The sequence below is a fragment of the Metapseudomonas resinovorans DSM 21078 genome (assembly GCF_000423545.1).
GTDB classification, from domain to species: Bacteria; Pseudomonadota; Gammaproteobacteria; order Pseudomonadales; family Pseudomonadaceae; genus Metapseudomonas; species Metapseudomonas resinovorans.
Genome location: NZ_KE384030.1, coordinates 336,456 through 353,449 on the forward strand (window position 1 = coordinate 336,456; position 16,994 = coordinate 353,449).

General features: G+C 66.9%; 19 protein-coding genes. 17 read left to right on the forward strand and 2 right to left on the reverse strand.

The features are described from left to right. The first annotated feature begins 245 nt into the window (after nucleotides 1-245). From G559_RS0124945 to G559_RS0125025, 17 genes are all read left to right on the forward strand, one after another. Nucleotides 246-2,156, forward strand: coding sequence for a YncE family protein (locus G559_RS0124945; protein WP_028630835.1), 1,911 nt, complete (start codon nucleotides 246-248; stop codon nucleotides 2,154-2,156). 11 nt (nucleotides 2,157-2,167) lie between these two features. Next, nucleotides 2,168-2,857, forward strand: a complete 690-nt coding sequence (locus tag G559_RS0124950; protein ID WP_028630836.1) for an SCO family protein — start codon at nucleotides 2,168-2,170, stop codon at nucleotides 2,855-2,857. Further along, nucleotides 2,854-3,492, forward strand: coding sequence for an SCO family protein (locus G559_RS0124955; protein ID WP_028630837.1), 639 nt, complete (start codon nucleotides 2,854-2,856; stop codon nucleotides 3,490-3,492). Before G559_RS0124950 ends, G559_RS0124955 begins: the two co-directional genes overlap by 4 nt. A 10-nt stretch (nucleotides 3,493-3,502) precedes the next feature. After that, a complete protein-coding gene (locus tag G559_RS0124960; RefSeq protein ID WP_028630838.1) occupies nucleotides 3,503-5,062 on the forward strand; it encodes a cytochrome c/ABC transporter substrate-binding protein in 1,560 nt (519 codons plus the stop codon). Between the two features lie 3 nt (nucleotides 5,063-5,065). Beyond that, a complete protein-coding gene (locus G559_RS0124965) occupies nucleotides 5,066-5,701 on the forward strand; it encodes a SurA N-terminal domain-containing protein (protein WP_028630839.1) in 636 nt (211 codons plus the stop codon). Nucleotides 5,702-6,079: 378 nt separating this feature from the next. Further along, a complete protein-coding gene (locus G559_RS0124970; protein WP_028630840.1) occupies nucleotides 6,080-7,768 on the forward strand; it encodes a GspE/PulE family protein in 1,689 nt (562 codons plus the stop codon). Further along, a complete protein-coding gene (locus G559_RS0124975; protein WP_028630841.1) occupies nucleotides 7,749-8,540 on the forward strand; it encodes a hypothetical protein in 792 nt (263 codons plus the stop codon). Before G559_RS0124970 ends, G559_RS0124975 begins: the two co-directional genes overlap by 20 nt. 1 nt (nucleotide 8,541) lies before the next feature. Then, complete coding sequence (locus G559_RS0124980; RefSeq protein ID WP_028630842.1) at nucleotides 8,542-9,087, forward strand: pilus assembly protein; 546 nt, start codon at nucleotides 8,542-8,544, stop codon at nucleotides 9,085-9,087. After that, nucleotides 9,074-9,628 (forward strand): GspMb/PilO family protein, encoded by a 555-nt coding sequence (locus G559_RS0124985; protein WP_028630843.1) that lies wholly within the window; start codon nucleotides 9,074-9,076, stop codon nucleotides 9,626-9,628. Before G559_RS0124980 ends, G559_RS0124985 begins: the two co-directional genes overlap by 14 nt. 2 nt (nucleotides 9,629-9,630) lie before the next feature. Next, a complete protein-coding gene (locus G559_RS0124990) occupies nucleotides 9,631-10,128 on the forward strand; it encodes a hypothetical protein (RefSeq protein ID WP_028630844.1) in 498 nt (165 codons plus the stop codon). Then, on the forward strand, nucleotides 10,125-11,945 hold the full coding sequence (locus G559_RS0124995; protein WP_028630845.1) for a secretin N-terminal domain-containing protein: 1,821 nt from the start codon (nucleotides 10,125-10,127) through the stop codon (nucleotides 11,943-11,945). The genes G559_RS0124990 and G559_RS0124995 overlap by 4 nt, the downstream gene beginning before the upstream one ends. Nucleotides 11,946-11,948: 3 nt before the next feature. Continuing rightward, on the forward strand, nucleotides 11,949-12,419 hold the full coding sequence (locus G559_RS0125000; RefSeq protein WP_028630846.1) for a type II secretion system protein: 471 nt from the start codon (nucleotides 11,949-11,951) through the stop codon (nucleotides 12,417-12,419). Between the two features lie 2 nt (nucleotides 12,420-12,421). Continuing rightward, a complete protein-coding gene (locus G559_RS0125005; RefSeq protein WP_028630847.1) occupies nucleotides 12,422-12,796 on the forward strand; it encodes a type II secretion system protein in 375 nt (124 codons plus the stop codon). After that, nucleotides 12,783-13,271, forward strand: a complete 489-nt coding sequence (locus tag G559_RS0125010) for a type II secretion system protein (protein WP_028630848.1) — start codon at nucleotides 12,783-12,785, stop codon at nucleotides 13,269-13,271. Before G559_RS0125005 ends, G559_RS0125010 begins: the two co-directional genes overlap by 14 nt. After that, a complete protein-coding gene (gene csgE / locus G559_RS0125015; protein WP_028630849.1) occupies nucleotides 13,268-13,660 on the forward strand; it encodes a curli production assembly/transport protein CsgE in 393 nt (130 codons plus the stop codon). Before G559_RS0125010 ends, csgE begins: the two co-directional genes overlap by 4 nt. Beyond that, nucleotides 13,657-14,058, forward strand: coding sequence for a curli assembly protein CsgF (locus G559_RS0125020; RefSeq protein ID WP_028630850.1), 402 nt, complete (start codon nucleotides 13,657-13,659; stop codon nucleotides 14,056-14,058). The genes csgE and G559_RS0125020 overlap by 4 nt, the downstream gene beginning before the upstream one ends. 27 nt (nucleotides 14,059-14,085) lie before the next feature. Continuing rightward, the gene (locus G559_RS0125025) at nucleotides 14,086-14,931 is read left to right on the forward strand and encodes a CsgG/HfaB family protein (RefSeq protein ID WP_028630851.1); all 846 of its coding nucleotides are present in this window, start codon (nucleotides 14,086-14,088) and stop codon (nucleotides 14,929-14,931) included. Between the two features lie 326 nt (nucleotides 14,932-15,257). On the opposite strand, the gene G559_RS0125030 is transcribed toward G559_RS0125025, so the two are convergent. Further along, nucleotides 15,258-15,554, reverse strand: coding sequence for a hypothetical protein (locus G559_RS0125030; protein ID WP_028630852.1), 297 nt, complete (start codon nucleotides 15,552-15,554; stop codon nucleotides 15,258-15,260). Nucleotides 15,555-15,598: 44 nt separating this feature from the next. Then, entirely contained in the window at nucleotides 15,599-16,981 is a 1,383-nt protein-coding gene (locus tag G559_RS0125035; RefSeq protein WP_028630853.1) for a curlin, read from the reverse strand. Between the last annotated feature and the right edge of the window lie 13 nt (nucleotides 16,982-16,994).

Genomic DNA, 16,994 nt, shown 5'->3' on the forward strand with positions numbered 1-16,994 from the left:
GAGCGAAGCGATACCCATCGATCGGGGCCGACCGTAACACTGAACATCGCAGGCCGGGTCTGGCCTGCGATTTTCTTTTTCCTGGCTCCACCGGATCACCCCCAAAAAAGGGGAAACGGGTGGGGAAAATTCGCCAGGCCGGCCCGTCGTCTGCCGCAACCTGTTGAATCCAATAACCTTTCACGACTGGCACAGGCATTGCTCCCACATCAGGGCGAGGTCCAGACGAAGGGGAAGGACGCCAGATGAAAGCCCTGCACAACGCTTCCAGCCTGTTGCTGTTCACCGGTCTGCTGGCCGTTCAGGCCCATGCTGCCGAGGTGCCCGTCGGCGTTTCCGAGCGCCTGGTGCGCGACGGCGTGGCCATCGAGTTCGAGGCCCGGCCGCTGGGCAGCGACGGTGTGTTGACCGAAGGGATGTTCGCCGATATTCGCCTGCGCCTCACCGACGCCACCACCGGCCAGCCGCTGGCCGGACAGGTGCCGGGGGCCTGGCTCGACCAGGCACTGCCGGAAGGTCAGGCCGACCAGTGCAAGGTGCGCATCGGCACCTACCTCAAGGGTGTGCTCAGCGCCCGTGCGATGGTCGACCTGAACAGCTACTACCTGGTGGTGATGAACAAGGATTCAGCCCTCACCGTGATCGACCCGGTGACCTCCGTAGGCGGCATCACCAGCACCCTCACCCGCGTTGCGCTGAAGCGACCGCCCATGGACTGGGCCGCCAGCACCGACGACCGCCTGCTCTACGTCTCCATGCCCAGTGCCGGTGAAGTGGCGGTGGTGGACACCGCCGAGTTCAAGGTACTGGCGAGCCTGCCCGCCGGTCCTGAGCCGGTGCGCGTGGCCCTGCAGCCCGATGGCCGCTACCTCTGGGTTGGCAACAATGCCCAGCGCGGAGAGAAGGGCGGCGTCACGGTGATCGATACCCAGACCCGCAAGAGCGTGGCGACCCTGGCGACTGGCGACGGCCATCATGAGATCGCCTTCAGCGCCGATTCGCGCCATGCCTTCGTCAGCAGCCGCGAATCCGGCCGGGTGACCGTGGTGGATGTCGCCAGCCTGAAGCGGGTAAAGGACATCGAGACCGGCCCAAGCCCCTTGTCCCTGGCGCTGTCGGCGCTTTCCGGCGCGCTCTACGTCAGCGATGGCCAGGCGGGCACCATCACTGTGATCGACGCCCGCAGCCTCAAGGTGCGCAAGGTGATCGACGCCGGCCATGGGCTGGGGCCGCTGCGCTTCACCCAGGACGGCCGCTTCGGCCTGGCCCTGAACAGCCTCGACGACCAGGTGCTGGTGCTGGATGCCGGCAGTGACGAAATCGTCCAGCGCGCCGAGGTTACCGCCGAGCCCTACCAACTGGTGTTCACCCGCAACTACGCCTACGTGCGCGGCCTGGCGTCGCCGAAGGTGACCATGATCAACCTGGAGTCCCTGGGCAAAGGCAAGCAGATGATCGTCCAGGGCTTCGACGCCGGCCCGGCCGCGCCCAAGCTGGCCGGCGACCTGCCGCTGGCCGACAGCCTCAGCCAGGCCCGCGACGAAGGCGCGGTGTTCGTGGTCAACCCGGTGGACAACACCACCTACTTCTACATGGAAGGCATGAACGCCCCCATGACCGGCTACCTCAACCGTGGCCACACCTCCCGTGCCGCGCGGGTGATCGATCGCAGCATGCGCGAGGTGGAGCCGGGTCTGTTCAGCACCCGTATCAAGCTGCCGGCGCCGGGCAAGTTCGACCTGGCAGTGGCCATCAACCAGCCGAACGTCGCCCACTGCTTCCGCACTGAAGTGCAGCCGAACAAGGCCTTGGCCGCCCAGCGCAGCAAGCCGCGCGTGGAGTTCCTCATCGACCAGCCGCGGGTGGCTGCAGGCGCTCCGGCCAAAGCGCGCTTCCGCATCCTCCAGGGCAGCGGCGACCAGCCGAGAACCGGTATCGCCGATGTGCGCGTGCGCTACTTCCTGGCCCCGGCCTCGCGCCCCCGCGAAGTGGCCGCCGTGGAAGTGGGCGAGGGTATCTACGAAGCGCCGATCGAGCTGAAGACCGCTGGCGCCTACTACCTGCATGTGGGGGCGTCGTCCCTGGGCATGCCCTTCGGCTCGCAACCCTACGCCAGCCTGCGCGCCGTTGCGGTCCAGGCGCGGACCAACCCGTAAAGGAGCACGTCATGAAAGCTCTGAAGTCAGGTATCGCGATTGCCCTGCTCGGGCTGGGTCTGGGCGCTCTTCCCGCGCACTCCCATAGCCCGGAAGAACACGCCGCGCACATGGCCAGCCAGGCCGCCGATCCCCATGCCGGGCATCAGGGGCACACCAGCGCGCAGCCGGGCGCAGAGGTGACCTTCGCCGATGTCCCGCTGCTGGACCAGGACGGGCGCGAGCTGCGCCTGAAGGACGACCTGGTGGGCGACCGCATCGTCGTCATGGGCTTCGTCTACACCAGCTGCACCACGGTCTGCCCGGTGATCTCGGCGATCATGCAGAAGCTGCAGAACCAGCTGGGTGAGCGCGCCGGCACCGAGGTGCAACTGATCTCCCTGAGCATCGACCCGTTGCGCGACACCCCGGAACGCCTGCACGAGTACGCCGGTCGTTTCGGCGCGGGTGAGGGCTGGCGCTGGCTCACCGGCAGCAACGAAGCCGTCAGCGAAACCCTCAAGGGGCTCGGCACCTGGACGGCCAACTACGAGGAGCACCCGCCGCTGATCATGGTCGGCGACGGTCGCAGCCAGCAGTGGACACGCTTCTATGGCTTCACCGACCCCGCTGTGCTCATGGCCCGGGTCGAAGAACTCCGCGCCGCCCGCGCACACGGCGGCCATGACCACACCGCCTTGCTCCAGGAGATCCGCCCATGAAGCGCCTGATCCCGCTCGTCCTGGCCCTGGGCCTTGCTACCGGCGCCGCCGCCCACGAAGGCCACGAGGACCATGAAGGGCAGGGTGCCGCGCCCTCCAACGCCCCCGCCTCCCGGCCCCTGGCCGCGGGTGGCACCACGGACGCCCAGGCCTACTTCACCGACACCGTTCTGCGCGACCAGAACGGCCAGGCCGTGCGCTTCTACAGCGACGTGCTGAAGGGGCGGCTGGTGATGCTCAACGTGATCTTCACCCACTGCACAGACGCCTGCCCGCTGATCACCCGCAAGCTCAAGGAGGTGCGCGAGTCCATGGGTGAGGAACTGGCCAAGCAGGTCTATTTCATCTCCCTCTCCAGTGATGCCGAGAACGACACCCCCGAGGTGCTCAAGGCCTTCGCCGCCAAGCACGGGGTCGACTCGCCCAACTGGATCTTCCTCACCGGCGACAAGGCCGACATGGACCTGGTGCTGTCGCGCCTCGGCCAGTTGGGGGAAAGCCCGGAAGCCCACTCCACCCTGCTGATCGCCGGCGACGTGCCGAACAAGCGCTGGAGCAAGATCCGCCCCGACGCGCCCGTGAATGCCATCGCCCAGCGCCTGCAACTGATGACCATGCCCATGGCCGGACGCTGAGGGCACGGTCATGTGGCGAGCCCTGCTGCTGGTCACGTTGTTCACACAGGCACCCGTGGCCGCCGGGCTGGAGCTGAGCCCCGGCGAAGCGGCCGGCCGACGCATCTACCTGGAAGGCGTGGGTTCGGCCAATGGCGAGATCAGTGCACGGGTCGGTGCCGCCGACACCCTGGTGCCGGCGACGGTGATGCCGTGCGCCAACTGCCACGGCGCCGACGGCCGCGGCCGTCCGGAGGGCGGCGTGCGCCCGCCGGATATCACCTGGCGGCGCCTCTCCCGGCCCTACGGCCAGGTGCAGGCCAACGGCCGCAGCCACGGACCCTACGATGAAGGCGCCCTGGCGCGCGCGGTGAGTGAAGGCCGCGACCCCGCCGGGAACCGCCTCGATCCGGCCATGCCGCGTTTCGTCATGTCCCTGCGTGACATGGCCAACCTCACTGCCTACCTCAAGCGCCTGGAGGACGATGACGACCCCGGCGTGCAGGACGCCGAACTGCGCCTTGGCACGCTGCTGCCCACGCAGGGGCCCCTGGCCGAACTGGGGCATACCGTGGAGGCGGTGTTGCGCGGCGCCCTGGCCCAGGTCAACGAGGCCGGTGGCATCCATGGCCGGCAGCTGTCGCTGGTGGTACGCGACCCCGGCATGGACCGGCAGAGCACGAAACGGGCGCTTGAACAGTTGCTTGGCGACGACCAGGTTTTCGCCCTGATGGCGCCCCTGGTTCCGGCGCTGGACGGCGACCTCGCCGAACTGACCGGCAAGGCCGGCGTGCCGCTGGTGGGGCCGCTGGCGCTGTTCGACGAAACTACCTCCAACCCCCTGGTGTTCAACGCCCTGCCGGGGCTGCGCGAGCAGATGTTCGCCCTGGCGGGCTACGCCACCAGCGATCTTGGCCTGCATCAGCCGGAGGCGGTCGTGGCCTATCCCGATGACGCCCGCCAGCAGGCTTTGGCCGAGGCCCTGGCCCTGCGCCTGATGGACCAGGGCTGGGCGCGTGTGCGTCTGCTGGGCTATGACGCGGCGCATACGGATGCGCCGCTCGGCCATGCGGCCAAAGGCGCCCAGGGCGTGTTTTTCCTCGGCCAGTCGGAGGCATTCGCGCAACTGGCCGACCAGCTCCAGGCGGCGGACCTCTCGCCTTATCTGTTCGCGGCTTCGGCTCAGGTGGCCAGTAGCGCCCTGCGTATTCCACAGCGCTTTTCCGGGCGGCTGTTCCTTGCCTATCCCTTCATGCCCGCCGACTGGACCCCGGAGGGGGAGGCGGCGCTGCTGGCGATCCGTCGCAGCCAGGGTTTGGGTGGCCAACACGCCGTGCTGCAAGTGGGCGCCTACTGCGCGGTCGCCTTGCTCAGCGAGGGGCTCAAACGGGCGGGGCGAGAGGCGAGCCGCGAAAAGCTGGTCAGCGCCCTGGAAGGCCTGCATGGCTTTCACACCGGCCTGACCCCGGCGCTGGAGTTCGGCCCCGGACAGCGGGTGGGCCTGGCTGGCGCGCATATCGTCACAGTGGACCTGTACGGTCAGAGCTTTCGGCCGCTGGGTCGTTTCGTAAAAGTCGACACGAGGCTATAGGTCATGAAAGCAAACCCCTGGCTCGGCCTGGTCATCGGCCTGCTCACGCCCCTGGCGCTGGCCGGGGAAACCGGCATCGCCGCGAGGGTCAACGGCACCGATATCAGCAATTTCCGCCTGGAGCGGCATTTCGCCGACTACCTGAAGATCCAGGGCCGCCAGGTGGGCGCCATCCGCAGCCCGCAGGCCTACAAGCGCCTCAAGCGCGAGGCGTTGCAGCAACTGATCGACAAGGAACTGCTCTGGCAGGAGGCCGCCCGCCTGGGCGTGACGGTGTCGGACGAGGAGATCGCGGGCAGCCTCGCCGAGATGAAGGCCGCTTTCCCCGACACCCAGGGCTTTTCCCGTGCCTTGGAAGAGGCAGGCTTCGACGAGGCCGGCTACCGCGACTACCTGCGCCACGAGCTGGTCGCCAGCCGCGTGCTCGATGCACTGGCCGAGACAACCCCACCCGCCGAGTCGGAGGTGCAGGCGGCCTTCGAAAGCCTGAAGCCACAGCTCGACCCGGCGATGGATGAGGCCCGCGCCAAGGCCCTGGTGCGCCAGTACCTCACTGGCCAACGCATGGCCCAGGGGCGCGAGCTGGCGCTGGAGAAACTGCGCGAGAAGAGTCGGGTAGAAGTGCTGGTGGCGTTGTAGGCCGGCAATGCGGTTGGGCCAGCTTTTTCTGTGGGGGCGATATCAATGGCTATTTCTGCATGACGTGTTGCAAGCACCTGCATCGCCCGATGGTCAATCTCTCGCAACAGCTAACGCAGACATAGCCAATTCATTCGCCAAGGAGCCCACAGGGCTCCCGTGAAAGTCCATCCCCCACTTCTGGGGATAGCCACTGGCCAACATCGGCCATTCCCCCGGTTTTGGGGGAACCCCCGGTGGCGGGTAAACCACCCCCATTGCAAATCAGCGACTTAGAAACATCTCCAGCACAGAAAATGGCTGGCACGATGCGTGCGTATGTCCAGGTGAAGGCGGATTCCGGCCATGCCGGATCGCCAGGCCCCTGGAGGCACGACCATGGACAGCGAACCTCTCGCACCACCGGAACTGGAGCGCTTCGACACCGAACTGATGCGCGCTGCGCGCAAGCGTTCGGCCGAGTTGGGGCATCGCCTGGTGGATGCCCTGGACGAGTTGGCCAACCTGTCTCCCGATGCATTCGCCCGGCGCCTGGGCAACACCCTGCATTACCCGGTGCTGGCCTTCGAGGACCTCAGCCGGGGGACGCCCAGCTTCGAGCGGATTCCCCTGGCGCTCGCCCTCAAGCGCGAGTTCGTGCTGGTGGAACTGGAAGGCGAAACCCTTGCCGTGTTCGCCGACCCCTTCGACGAGTCTCGCCTGGCCTGGATCGAAGAGCAGCGCCAGGGCGCGCCGCTGTACCTGGTGCATCCCCGTGAACTGGCGGCCTTCTTCGAACGCCACGAGGAGAGCTTCCACGCCGTCGAATCCCTGCAGGCCGGTGCTGGCGCGGTGCAGGAAAGCGAAGCCCTGGAAACCCTGTCCCTGGCACGCATCAGCGAAGACTCCAGCGTGGTGGTCAAGCTGGTCAACTCCACCCTCTACGACGCCCTCAAGCTGCACGCCAGCGATATCCACCTGGGCATGACCGGCAATGGCCTGACCATCAAATACCGCATCGACGGCGTGCTCGGCGGCTCCAGCCGGGTGCCGGGTGTGGAGCTGGCCGAGCAGGTGATCTCGCGGGTGAAGGTGATGGCCGAGCTGGATATCGGCGAGAAGCGCGTGCCCCAGGACGGCCGCTTCAAGATCGGCATCAATGGCCGGCAGATCGATTTTCGCGTGTCCATCATGCCGAGCATCTTCGGTGAGGACGCCGTGCTGCGGGTGCTGGACAAGCAAGACCTGGCCGACCAGGTCAACGGCGTGCGCCTGGAAGCCCTGGGCTTCGAGGAAGGCACCCTGCGCAGCCTGCGCCGGCTGGCTGCCGAACCCTACGGCATGGTGCTGGTCACCGGCCCCACCGGCAGCGGCAAGACCACCACGCTGTACGCGATGATCACCGAGATCAACCACGGCGTGGACAAGATCATCACCATCGAAGACCCGGTGGAGTACCAGCTCCCCGGCGTGCTGCAGATTCCGGTGAACGAGAAAAAGGGCCTGACCTTCGCCCGTGGCCTGCGCTCCATCCTGCGCCACGACCCGGACAAGATCATGGTCGGCGAAATCCGCGACCCCGACACTGCGCAGATCGCCGTGCAGTCGGCCCTCACCGGTCACCTGGTGTTCACCACCATCCACGCCAACAACGTGTTCGACGTGATCGGCCGCTTCGCCCAGATGGAAGTGGACCCCTACAGCTTCGTCTCGGCGCTCAACGCCGTGCTGGCCCAGCGCCTGATCCGCCTGGCCTGCCCGAGTTGCGCCGAGGCCGTGCAGCCGTCCGACGAGGAGCTGCTGGCATCGGGCATCGACCCGGCCAGCGCCCACCAGTACCACTTCGTGACCAGTCCGGGTTGTGGCCGCTGCCGGGGCACCGGCTATCGCGGGCGGACCGCCATCGCCGAGTTGCTGCGCCTGGACGACGACCTGCGCCAACTGATCATCGAGCGCCAGCCCATCAGCCGCATCAAGGACCTGGCGGTCAAGCGCGGCCTGCGCCTGCTGCGCACCTCGGCCCTGGACCTGGTCCGCGAAGGCCGCACCACGCTGGAGGAGATCAACCGTGTCACCTTTGTCGCGTGAGACCTATGTCGCCGTGCTCGGCCCCCGCTGTGTGGGCCTGTACCGCAGCCGTGACCGCCAGTGGCTCGGCAGTGCCGACTTCGACAGCGTCGGCGGCCTGGCCTGGCCGGCTGCCCTGGTGGCGCTGGAGAGCCTGCTGGCCAAGCGCAAGCCGGGGCGGGCGGTACTGCGGGTGGTGCTGTCCAGCCACTACACACGTTTCTGCCTGGTGCCCTGGAGCGAGGCCATCAACAGCCTCGACGAACTGGCCGGCTACGCGCGCCTGTGCTTCGAAGACATCTACGGCTCTCTCGGCGAAGGCTGGAGCCTGCGCCTGTCGCCGGAAGCCGCCGGCCGGCCGCGCCTGGCAGCCGCCATGCAGGACGAGTTGCTGACCCAGCTGCGTACCCTGGCCAAGGCCAGCGGCCTGCAGCTCGCCTCGGTGCAGCCCTACCTGATGGCCGCGTTCAACCGTTTCCGCACCGCCCTGACGCGGGATGACTTCCTCTTCCTGGTCGCCGAGCCCGGCCGCGCCAGTCTGCTGCTGGCCCGTGGCGGCTGCTGGAATTCCGTGCGCTCGGTGGCGCTGGACGACAGCGATTGCGCGCTGAACGACCTGATTGCCCGCGAGGGCGAACTCCAGGGCCTTGAGCAGGACGCTCCGGCCACTGTCTTCCTGCACGCCCCGGGATGCGCCGGCCAGATCGCCGACGGCGTCGCCCGCCTGGATGCCGAACTGCCGCAAGGGCGGGTTGGCGATCCCCTGTACGCCATGGCGATGACGGTGAACTGACATGCGCCCGATCGATCTCGACTTCCAGCACAACCCCGTTTCCAGCGTACCCGGGTGGATTCTCCTGGGCGGCGGAATGCTGATGGCGGTGCTGATGCTCGGTGCTCACCTGCGCACCAGCGACGAAGCCGACGTTCGCAGCGCCGAGTTGCAGCGCGTCGAGCAGCAACTGCAGAAACGCGGGCTGCGCCAGGCGCCGTTGTCCGCTGCCGAGGAGAAGGCCCGCGCCGCCAGCGTGGCGGAGATGCGCCGCATCACCACGCAGATGAACCTGCCCTGGGACGGCCTGTTCGCCATGCTCGAAGCCCAGCCGCGCCAGGATATCGCCTTGCTGTCGCTGGCCCCGGACGCCCGCAAGGGCCAGTTGCGGATCGCCGCCGAGGCGCGTGACCTGGCCGCGATGCTGGCCTTCCACCGGGAGCTGGAAGCCAGCGACGCCCTGAGCGATGTCTCGTTGCTCAACCACGAGATGGTCACCGAGCAGGCCGAGCGGCCGATTCGTTTCAACCTGCTGGCCAACTGGGGGGTGAAGGATGCACGTCCCTAGGCTGATCCTCATCGAGCAGACCCGCCGCCTCGGCTGGCCGGGCCTGGCCGGCGCCGCGCTGCTGGCACTGGCCCTGGGGTACGCCGTGCTGGGCCTGCTGCCGGCGCGCCAGGCCCTGGCGAACATGGACCGCCAGCTCGCTGCAGACCGCGCCCAGCTGGCCGCTGCCGCCACCGCCGTACGGCCCGGCACGCTGGCCAGTGGTGCGTCGGCGGCACAACTGGAAGAGCTGCGCCGCAACCTGCCGGCACAGCTGGACGCCACCGGCGCCATCGATCGCATCTACGCACTGGCCCAGGACGAGGGCATTGCCCTGGCGCGTGGCGAGTACGCCCTCGGACTCGACCCCAAGACCCGCCTGGCGCGCTACCAGGTGCTGCTGCCGGTACGTGGCAGCTATCCGCAGTTGCGCCGTTTCCTCCATGGCCTGCAGGCACAACTGCCGGCCCTGGCGCTGGAAGAGGTGGACCTGCAACGCAAGCAGATTGCCGACTCGGAACTCGAGGGGCGTATCCGCATGACCCTGTATCTGGCGAGGTGACCATGGCACGCCGTCTGTTCTGGTTGGCATTCCTCGGCTCAGCTGCCGCGCTGGCGGTGGTCCCCGAATTCTTCAGTGAGCAGGCCGAACCACAGGCCATGCCGCGCAGCACGAGTCCGGCACTAGCCCCGCGGGAGGCCGCGCCCGCCGCCGTGGCGCGGCCGGAGGTGGCGGCTCCAGTGGCGGTACCGGCGGCTGACCTGTTCGCCTCGCAGAGCTGGTATGTGGCACCACCGCCGGCCCCCATCATGGCCGCCGCGCCGCCGCCCCCGCCGGCAAAACCTACGGCACCGCCGCTGCCCTTCACGTTCATCGGCAAGATGGATGACCGCCAGCATCTGCAGGTCTTCCTGCTGCACGGCGAGCAGGTGCTGGTGGTGAGCGAGGGCGACCTGATCGACAAGACCTACAAGGTCCAGCGCATCGACGCCGAGCGCATGACCCTGGTCTATCTGCCCCTCGACGTCGCCCAGACCCTGGTGGTAGGGGGCGCGCTATGAACTGCCTGACCTGCTGTTTCGCCCTGGTGCTGCTGGCCGGCTGCGCCACCAACCTGGCCCAGCGCGAAGGCCTTGACCTGATCGACTCCGGCCAGTTCGAGGAAGGCCTGGCCAGGCTGGAGAAGGTCGCCCGCGAGTCGCCTCGCGATGTCGGCGCACAAATGGCGCTGACCACCCAGCGCGAGCGCGCCGTGAAGGCGCTGCTCAGCAATGGTGACCTGGCTCGCAGCCAACGTGATTACGCCACCGCGAGCCTGAACTACGAGCGGGTCCTGCGTATCGAGCAACACAATCAGCGGGCGCTGGACGGCCTGCACCTGATCCAGCAGCAGCGCAACATCCAGGACATGCTGCGCCAGGGCCAGACCGCCCTGCGCCGGGGCGACGTGGTCGGGGCCTCGCGCCAGGTGCGCGGCATCTTCGCCCTGGACCCGGAACATGAAGGCGCGCGCGAACTGCAACGCAGCATCGAAGTCGTCCAGGCCCGCTCCTCCGCGCCTTATCCACAACTGCGTTCGCGCCTCGATCGGCCGGTGACCCTGGAGTTCCGCGACGCCAACCTGAAGGTGATCTTCGAAGTGCTGGCGCAGACCTCGGGGCTGAACTTCATCTTCGACAAGGATGTGCCCCCGCAACTGAAGGCCACCATCTTCGTCCGTGAGGTGCCGATCGAGGATGCGGTGGAACTGCTGCTGCAACAGAACCAGCTGCACCAGCGGGTGGTGAACGACAACACCATCGTCATCTACCCCGACTCGCCGCAGAAACTGAAGGATTACCAGGACCTGGTGATGCGCACCTTCTACCTGACCAACACCGACGCGGCGACGGCGATGAACCTGGTCAAGACCCTGCTGAAAACCCGCGATGTGTTCATCGACGAACGCCTCAACACCCTGACCATGCGCGATACCCCCGACGCCGTGCGCATGGCCGAGAAGCTGTTCCTGGCCCAGGACCAGTCCAACCCCGAGGTGGTGCTGGAGGTGGAGGTGATGGAAGTGTCCCGCCAGCGCATCCTCGACCTCGGCCTGCAATGGCCCAACACCTTCGGTGTGATCAACGACGATGGCTCGCCGGTGACCATCCTCGACCAGCTCAAGGGCATCGACTCGGGTCGCATCAGTATCAACCCCTCGCCGCAGCTGAAAATCAACGCCCAGGACAACGACGTGAACACCCTGGCCAGCCCGGTGATCCGCGTCAGCAACCGCGAGCAGGCGCGCGTCCATATCGGCCAGCGGGTTCCCATCGTCAGCGCCACCTCGGTGCCGTCCACCCAGGGCCCGGTGATCACCGAAAGCATCACCTACCTCGACGTCGGCCTGAAGCTTGAGGTGCAGCCGACGGTGCACCTGAACAACGAGGTGGCCATCAAGATCGCCCTGGAGGTGAGCAACGCCACGCCGCTGGCGCCGACCCAGGCGGGCACCATTCCGGTCCAGGTGGACACCCGCAACGCGCAGACCACCCTGCGCCTGCGCGATGGCGAGACCCAGGTGCTGGCGGGCCTGGTGCGCAACGACCAGGCCAACAGCGGCAACAAGATTCCCGGCCTCGGCGACATCCCCGGCCTTGGCCGCCTGTTCGGCAGCAACAATGACAAGGTCGCCAAGTCGGAACTGGTGCTGTCGATCACCCCGCGCATCGTGCGCAACCTGCCGTACCAGAGCCCCTACGACATGGAGTTCCCGTCCGGCACCGAAAGCAGCATGCGCGTGCCGACGGTGCGCGGGCCGGTGGAGGCGCTGGGTGTGGATCTGCCCGATGCTCCGGCGGTGGTGGTCAGCCCCGCCCCTGTGAGTGGGAGGCCCTGAGCCATGCAACGCCAAGCCGCCTTTTCACTGATCGAACTGGTGATCGCCATGGCCATTCTCGGCTTGCTCGCCAGCATGGCCGCCCCGCTGGCCGAGACCGTGATCCGTCGGGGCAAGGAACAGGACCTCAAGATCGCCCTCTACGAGATCCGCGACGCCATAGACGCCTACAAGCTGGCGGCCGATGCCGGGCATATCGAGAAGTCCGCCTCCAGCTCCGGCTATCCGCCGTCGCTGCAGGTGCTGGTGGACGGCGTGCGCGACCTGCGCAGCATCAAGGGCGAGCGCATCTACTTCCTGCGGCGGATTCCCCGCGATCCCTTCGCCGACGCCCGCCTGGAACCCGAGGAAAACTGGGGCCTGCGCGCCTATTCGAGCCCGGCGGACGACCCGCGCCCCGGCACGGAGGTGTTCGACGTCTACTCCCAGGCCGATGGCCGCGGCCTCAACGGCACGCCTTACCGGGAGTGGTGACGATGACACGGCAGAAGGGCTTCACCCTCATCGAACTGCTGGTGGTCATGGCCATCATCGCCACCCTGATGACCATCGCCGTGCCGCGCTACTTCTCCAGCCTGGAGAACTCCAAGGAAACCACCCTGCGCCAGAGCCTGGCGGTGATGCGCGAGTCCCTGGACCAGTTCTACGGCGACACCGGGCGCTATCCTGAATCGATAGAGGAACTGGTTGCCCAGCGCTACCTGCGCGCCCTGCCGCTGGACCCGATGACCGAGCGCAGCGATCTGTGGGTGGTACTGCCGCCCCCGGAGGGCGCGCCGGGCAGCGTCTACGACGTGAAGAGCGGCGCCCCTGGCCGGGCGCGGGACGGGAGCCTCTATGCGGACTGGTGAGCAGGGTTTCACCTACCTCGGCGTGCTCTTCCTCATCATGCTGATGGGGATGGGCCTGGCCGGCGCGGGGCAGCTCTGGTCCACCGCCAGCCAGCGTGCCCGCGAGCGCGACCTGCTCTGGGTCGGCAGCCAGTACGCCCAGGCCCTGCGCAGCTACTACCGGGCCTCGCCGGGGGTGGCCCAGTACCCCGCCGCCCTGGACGACCTGCTGGAAGACAACCGTTTTCCGCAGACCGTGCGGCACCTGCGCCGGCTCTATGCCGACCCGCTCACCGGCAACACCGACTGGGGGCTGATCCGCTCCTTCGACGGGCGCATCGCCGGCGTCTACAGCCAGTCCCGGCAACGGCCGATGAAGCTGGCGCACTTCCCTGCGCAATGGGTGGAGTTCGAGGGCATGACCCGCTACGCCGACTGGCGCTTCGTCGCCGAGAAAGCCTTCATGGAAGGCACCCCGGCGAGGGCGACGCCATGAAGCGCACGCCGCTGCTCGCCGTCCTCATCTTCTGCTGCGCACTGGGCACGGCGCGTGCGGACGACGATGAGTTCATGGGCTTCATCGTCGACTACACGATTTCCCACATCGGGCACGACTTCTACCGCTCCTTCAGCGAGCGCCTGCGTGACACCAGCAAGCTGGACTTCAACCTGGTGGTGCGTGAACGCCCCGATGCCCGCTGGGGCAGCCTGATCTGGGTGGAGTACGAACAGCGCGTGCTCTACCGCCAGTTTCTCCCGCCGAACACCGCTGAACTGAAACCTGCTGCCTACGCAGCGGCGGACCTGGTGCTGGAGGCCATCGCCCAGCAGAAGCTGCAGCGCCTCCTGCAAGACACACACGACATGGAGAAGGACGAGCTATGAACAAGAACAGACTTTCCCTGTGGCTGCTCGGGTTCGGCCTGGTCGGTTCGGTCCAGGCCACCGAGTTGGTGTACACCCCGGTCAACCCCTCGTTCGGTGGTAACCCGCTGAACGGCACCTGGCTGCTGAACAACGCCCAGGCGCAGAACGATCACGACGACCCGGATGCCCGTTCCACGGCCAGCCGACAGAGTGCCCTGGAGCGATTCACCAGCACCCTGGAATCGCGCCTGCTGTCGCAACTGCTGACCAACATCGAGGAGGGCAATACCGGCAGCCTCACCACCGAGTCCTTCATCATCAACATGATCGACGACGGTGGTCAGCTGACCATCGAAATCACTGATCGCGCCACCGGCGAGGTCTCGGAAGTCGTCGTCAACGGCCTGCTCCCGTAATCCAGGCATCGACAGGAAGCCACGACCATGAACAGAGTGATGCTGCTGGTACTGTTGCTCGCCACCCTGCAAGGCTGCGGGCTGCGCCAGCCGATGTCGGCTGACACCGAAGGCCAGACCCCGACCCTGACCCCGCGCGCCTCGACCTATTACGACCTGCTCAACCTGCCCCGGCCGAAGGGGCGACTGGTGGCGGCGGTGTACGGTTTCCGCGATCAGACCGGCCAGTACAAACCGACCCCGGCCAGCTCCTTCTCCACCAGCGTCACCCAGGGCGCCGGCAGCATGCTGGTGGATGCGCTGCAGGCCAGCGGCTGGTTCATGGTGCTGGAGCGTGAAGGCCTGCAGAACGTGCTGACCGAACGCAAGATCATCCGCGCTTCGCAGAACAAGCCCAACACCCCGGCGAACATCCAGACCCAACTGCCGCCGCTACAGGCCGCAAACCTGCTGCTGGAAGGCGGCATCATCGCCTACGACACCAACGTGCGCAGCGGCGGCGAGGGGGCTCGCTACCTCGGCATCGGCGCCTCCCACGAGTACCGGGTCGACCAGGTCTCGGTGAACCTGCGCGCGGTCGACGTGCGCAGCGGCATGGTGCTGGCCAACGTGATGACCACCAAGACCATCTACTCGGTGGGGCAGAGCGCCAGCGTGTTCAAGTTCATCGAGTTCAAGGAACTGCTGGAAGCCGAGGCCGGCTACACCACCAACGAACCGGCGCAGCTCTGCGTGCTCTCGGCCATCGAATCGGCCGTGGCCCACCTCATCGCCCAGGGAGTGGAACGCCAACTCTGGCACGCCTCCGGCGACCAGCCGGTGGAGCAGACCTCACTGAAGAAATACATGGGGGCGCAGGTTTCGATCCAGTAACGCGACAGCCCCGCCATACCGGGCCGCTTAAATACGCCTTCCGAGCCCGTAGGATGGCGTGGAGCGAAGCGATACCCATCATTCAGCCCACGCTATGACCTGAGTGGTGCGCAGCTCAACATGCAGGGGCGAGGCATGGGCATGTTGGGCTTCGCTTCGCTCTGCACCAACCTACGGGGCCGCTGCGCGGCCCTTTATGTCTGGATTACGTGTTGCAAGCAGCTCCTACAAGGCTCTTGGCCCGTTGGTAAATCTCTCGCAATAGCTAACGCAGACACAGCGAATGAATTCGCCCCCACAAGGAGAGCCTTCATGTGTGCGGGGGCCTACAACTGAATCCACTCCACCCGCTCTTCCTGTTCCACCCCGTCGACCCACCACTTGAGCCGAGCTTCTACCCGCGTCGTGACGGTCAGGTTGAGGCGGTTGTGCACGGGGCAGGCGCTGTCCGCCACGCCGCTCTGGCGTGACTGGCTGCGGCCGGCTGGGCCTTGGGCGATGACCAGGAGTTCGTAGCGCACATGGGGGCTGGGAGGTGCGAAGCACAGGCGCAGGTCGGCCTGGCCGGGGGCCTGGGGCTGGAGTTGGAGGCTGGCGCTGACCAGCAGGGCGGCGAGGAGCATGGGAAAAAGACCGCCGCCCACAACGGGGCGGCGGCTTCGGGGGATTACTGCTGGACGACGGTGGCGGAGTTGCCGGTGCCGGTCTGGTCGACGGTGGCAGTCATGTTGAAGTTGCTCTGGTTGACCGTGGCCTGGTTGCCCCAGCCTACCTGGCTAACGATGGAGAGGTTGTTCATGTCGGCCTGGGTGATGCTGGCGACGTTGTCGCCGCCGGCGCTCTGGTAGGTCTGGCTCAGGTTGTCGCTGCCGGACTGGTCGACTTCGACGCTGTTGCCGATACCTTCGCTGGAGCCCTCGGCGATGTTGCCGCCGTCACGCTGGCTGACCACCAGGGCGTTGCTGTCGCCGGTCTGGTCGAAATACAGCTCGTTGAAGTTGCCTTCCTGGGTGAAGTTTGCGGTGTTGCCGTTGCCGTTCTGGCTCAGGCCCACGGTCTGGTCGTTGCCGAACTGGCCGCCTTCCTGGGCGCCCTGCCAGTTGCTGGCGTAGACGTTGTTGTCGTTGCCGGTCTGGTCCACGGTCAGGCTGAGGTTCACGCCTTCCTGGTAGGTCAGGCTGAGGTTGCCGTTGCCGGTCTGGGTGATGGTGCTGACGGAATCGATGGTGGCGTACTGGTCAGTCCAGGCGGCGTTGGCGTCGCCGGTCTGGGTCATGGTGGCCAGGTTGCCGGTGCCGAAGCTCTGGTCGACGACCACTTCGTTGAGGGCGCCGCCGCCCTGGTCGATGGAGGCCTGGCTGCCTTCCTGTTCGGTCTGCCAGATTTCCGCGTAGCCGGTCTCGCCGCTCTGGAAGATCACGGCCTGGTTGTCGAGGCCGGGGCCGGTCTGGTCAATGTAGGCCTGGTTATCGCTGCCGGACTGCTGGACGTCGACGCGGCTGCTGGTCTGGTCCACCTGCCAGGTGCCGGCCTGGTTGTGCGTGCCGCTCTGGGTGATGGTGGTGGTGTTGTCCGTGCCGAATATCTGTTCGGCATCGGCGATGTTTTCCTGGTCGACCTGGTTGATGTCGATGGTGCTGGCGACCTGGCTGTCCTGGAAGCTGAACGCGGCGTTGAAGCTGCCGTCCTGGGTCACCGTGGCCTGGCTGTTCTGGTTGGACCACTGTTCGCTGTGGGCACTGTTCCAGTCGCCGCTCTGGGTGTGGGTGATCTGGCTTTCGGTTTCCGAGCCTTGCACGCCGGTGGAGGCGTTGTAGGTGCCGTCCTGGGTCTGGGTCACCGTGCCGGTGCCGCCCGACTGGTCGGCGTAGGCGTTGTTGTCTTCACCGAGCTGGTCCTGGGTGGCGCTGCTGAAGGACGCGGCGGCCTGCTGCACTTCGGCTACGTTTTCCAGGCCGTTCTGGGTCTGGGTCGAGAGGCTGTCGTCGGCGAAGGCCTGGATGCTGACCAGGGTCAGGATCGCGGCGGCAAGCGGTTTGTACTGGAACATGGTATTGCCTCCT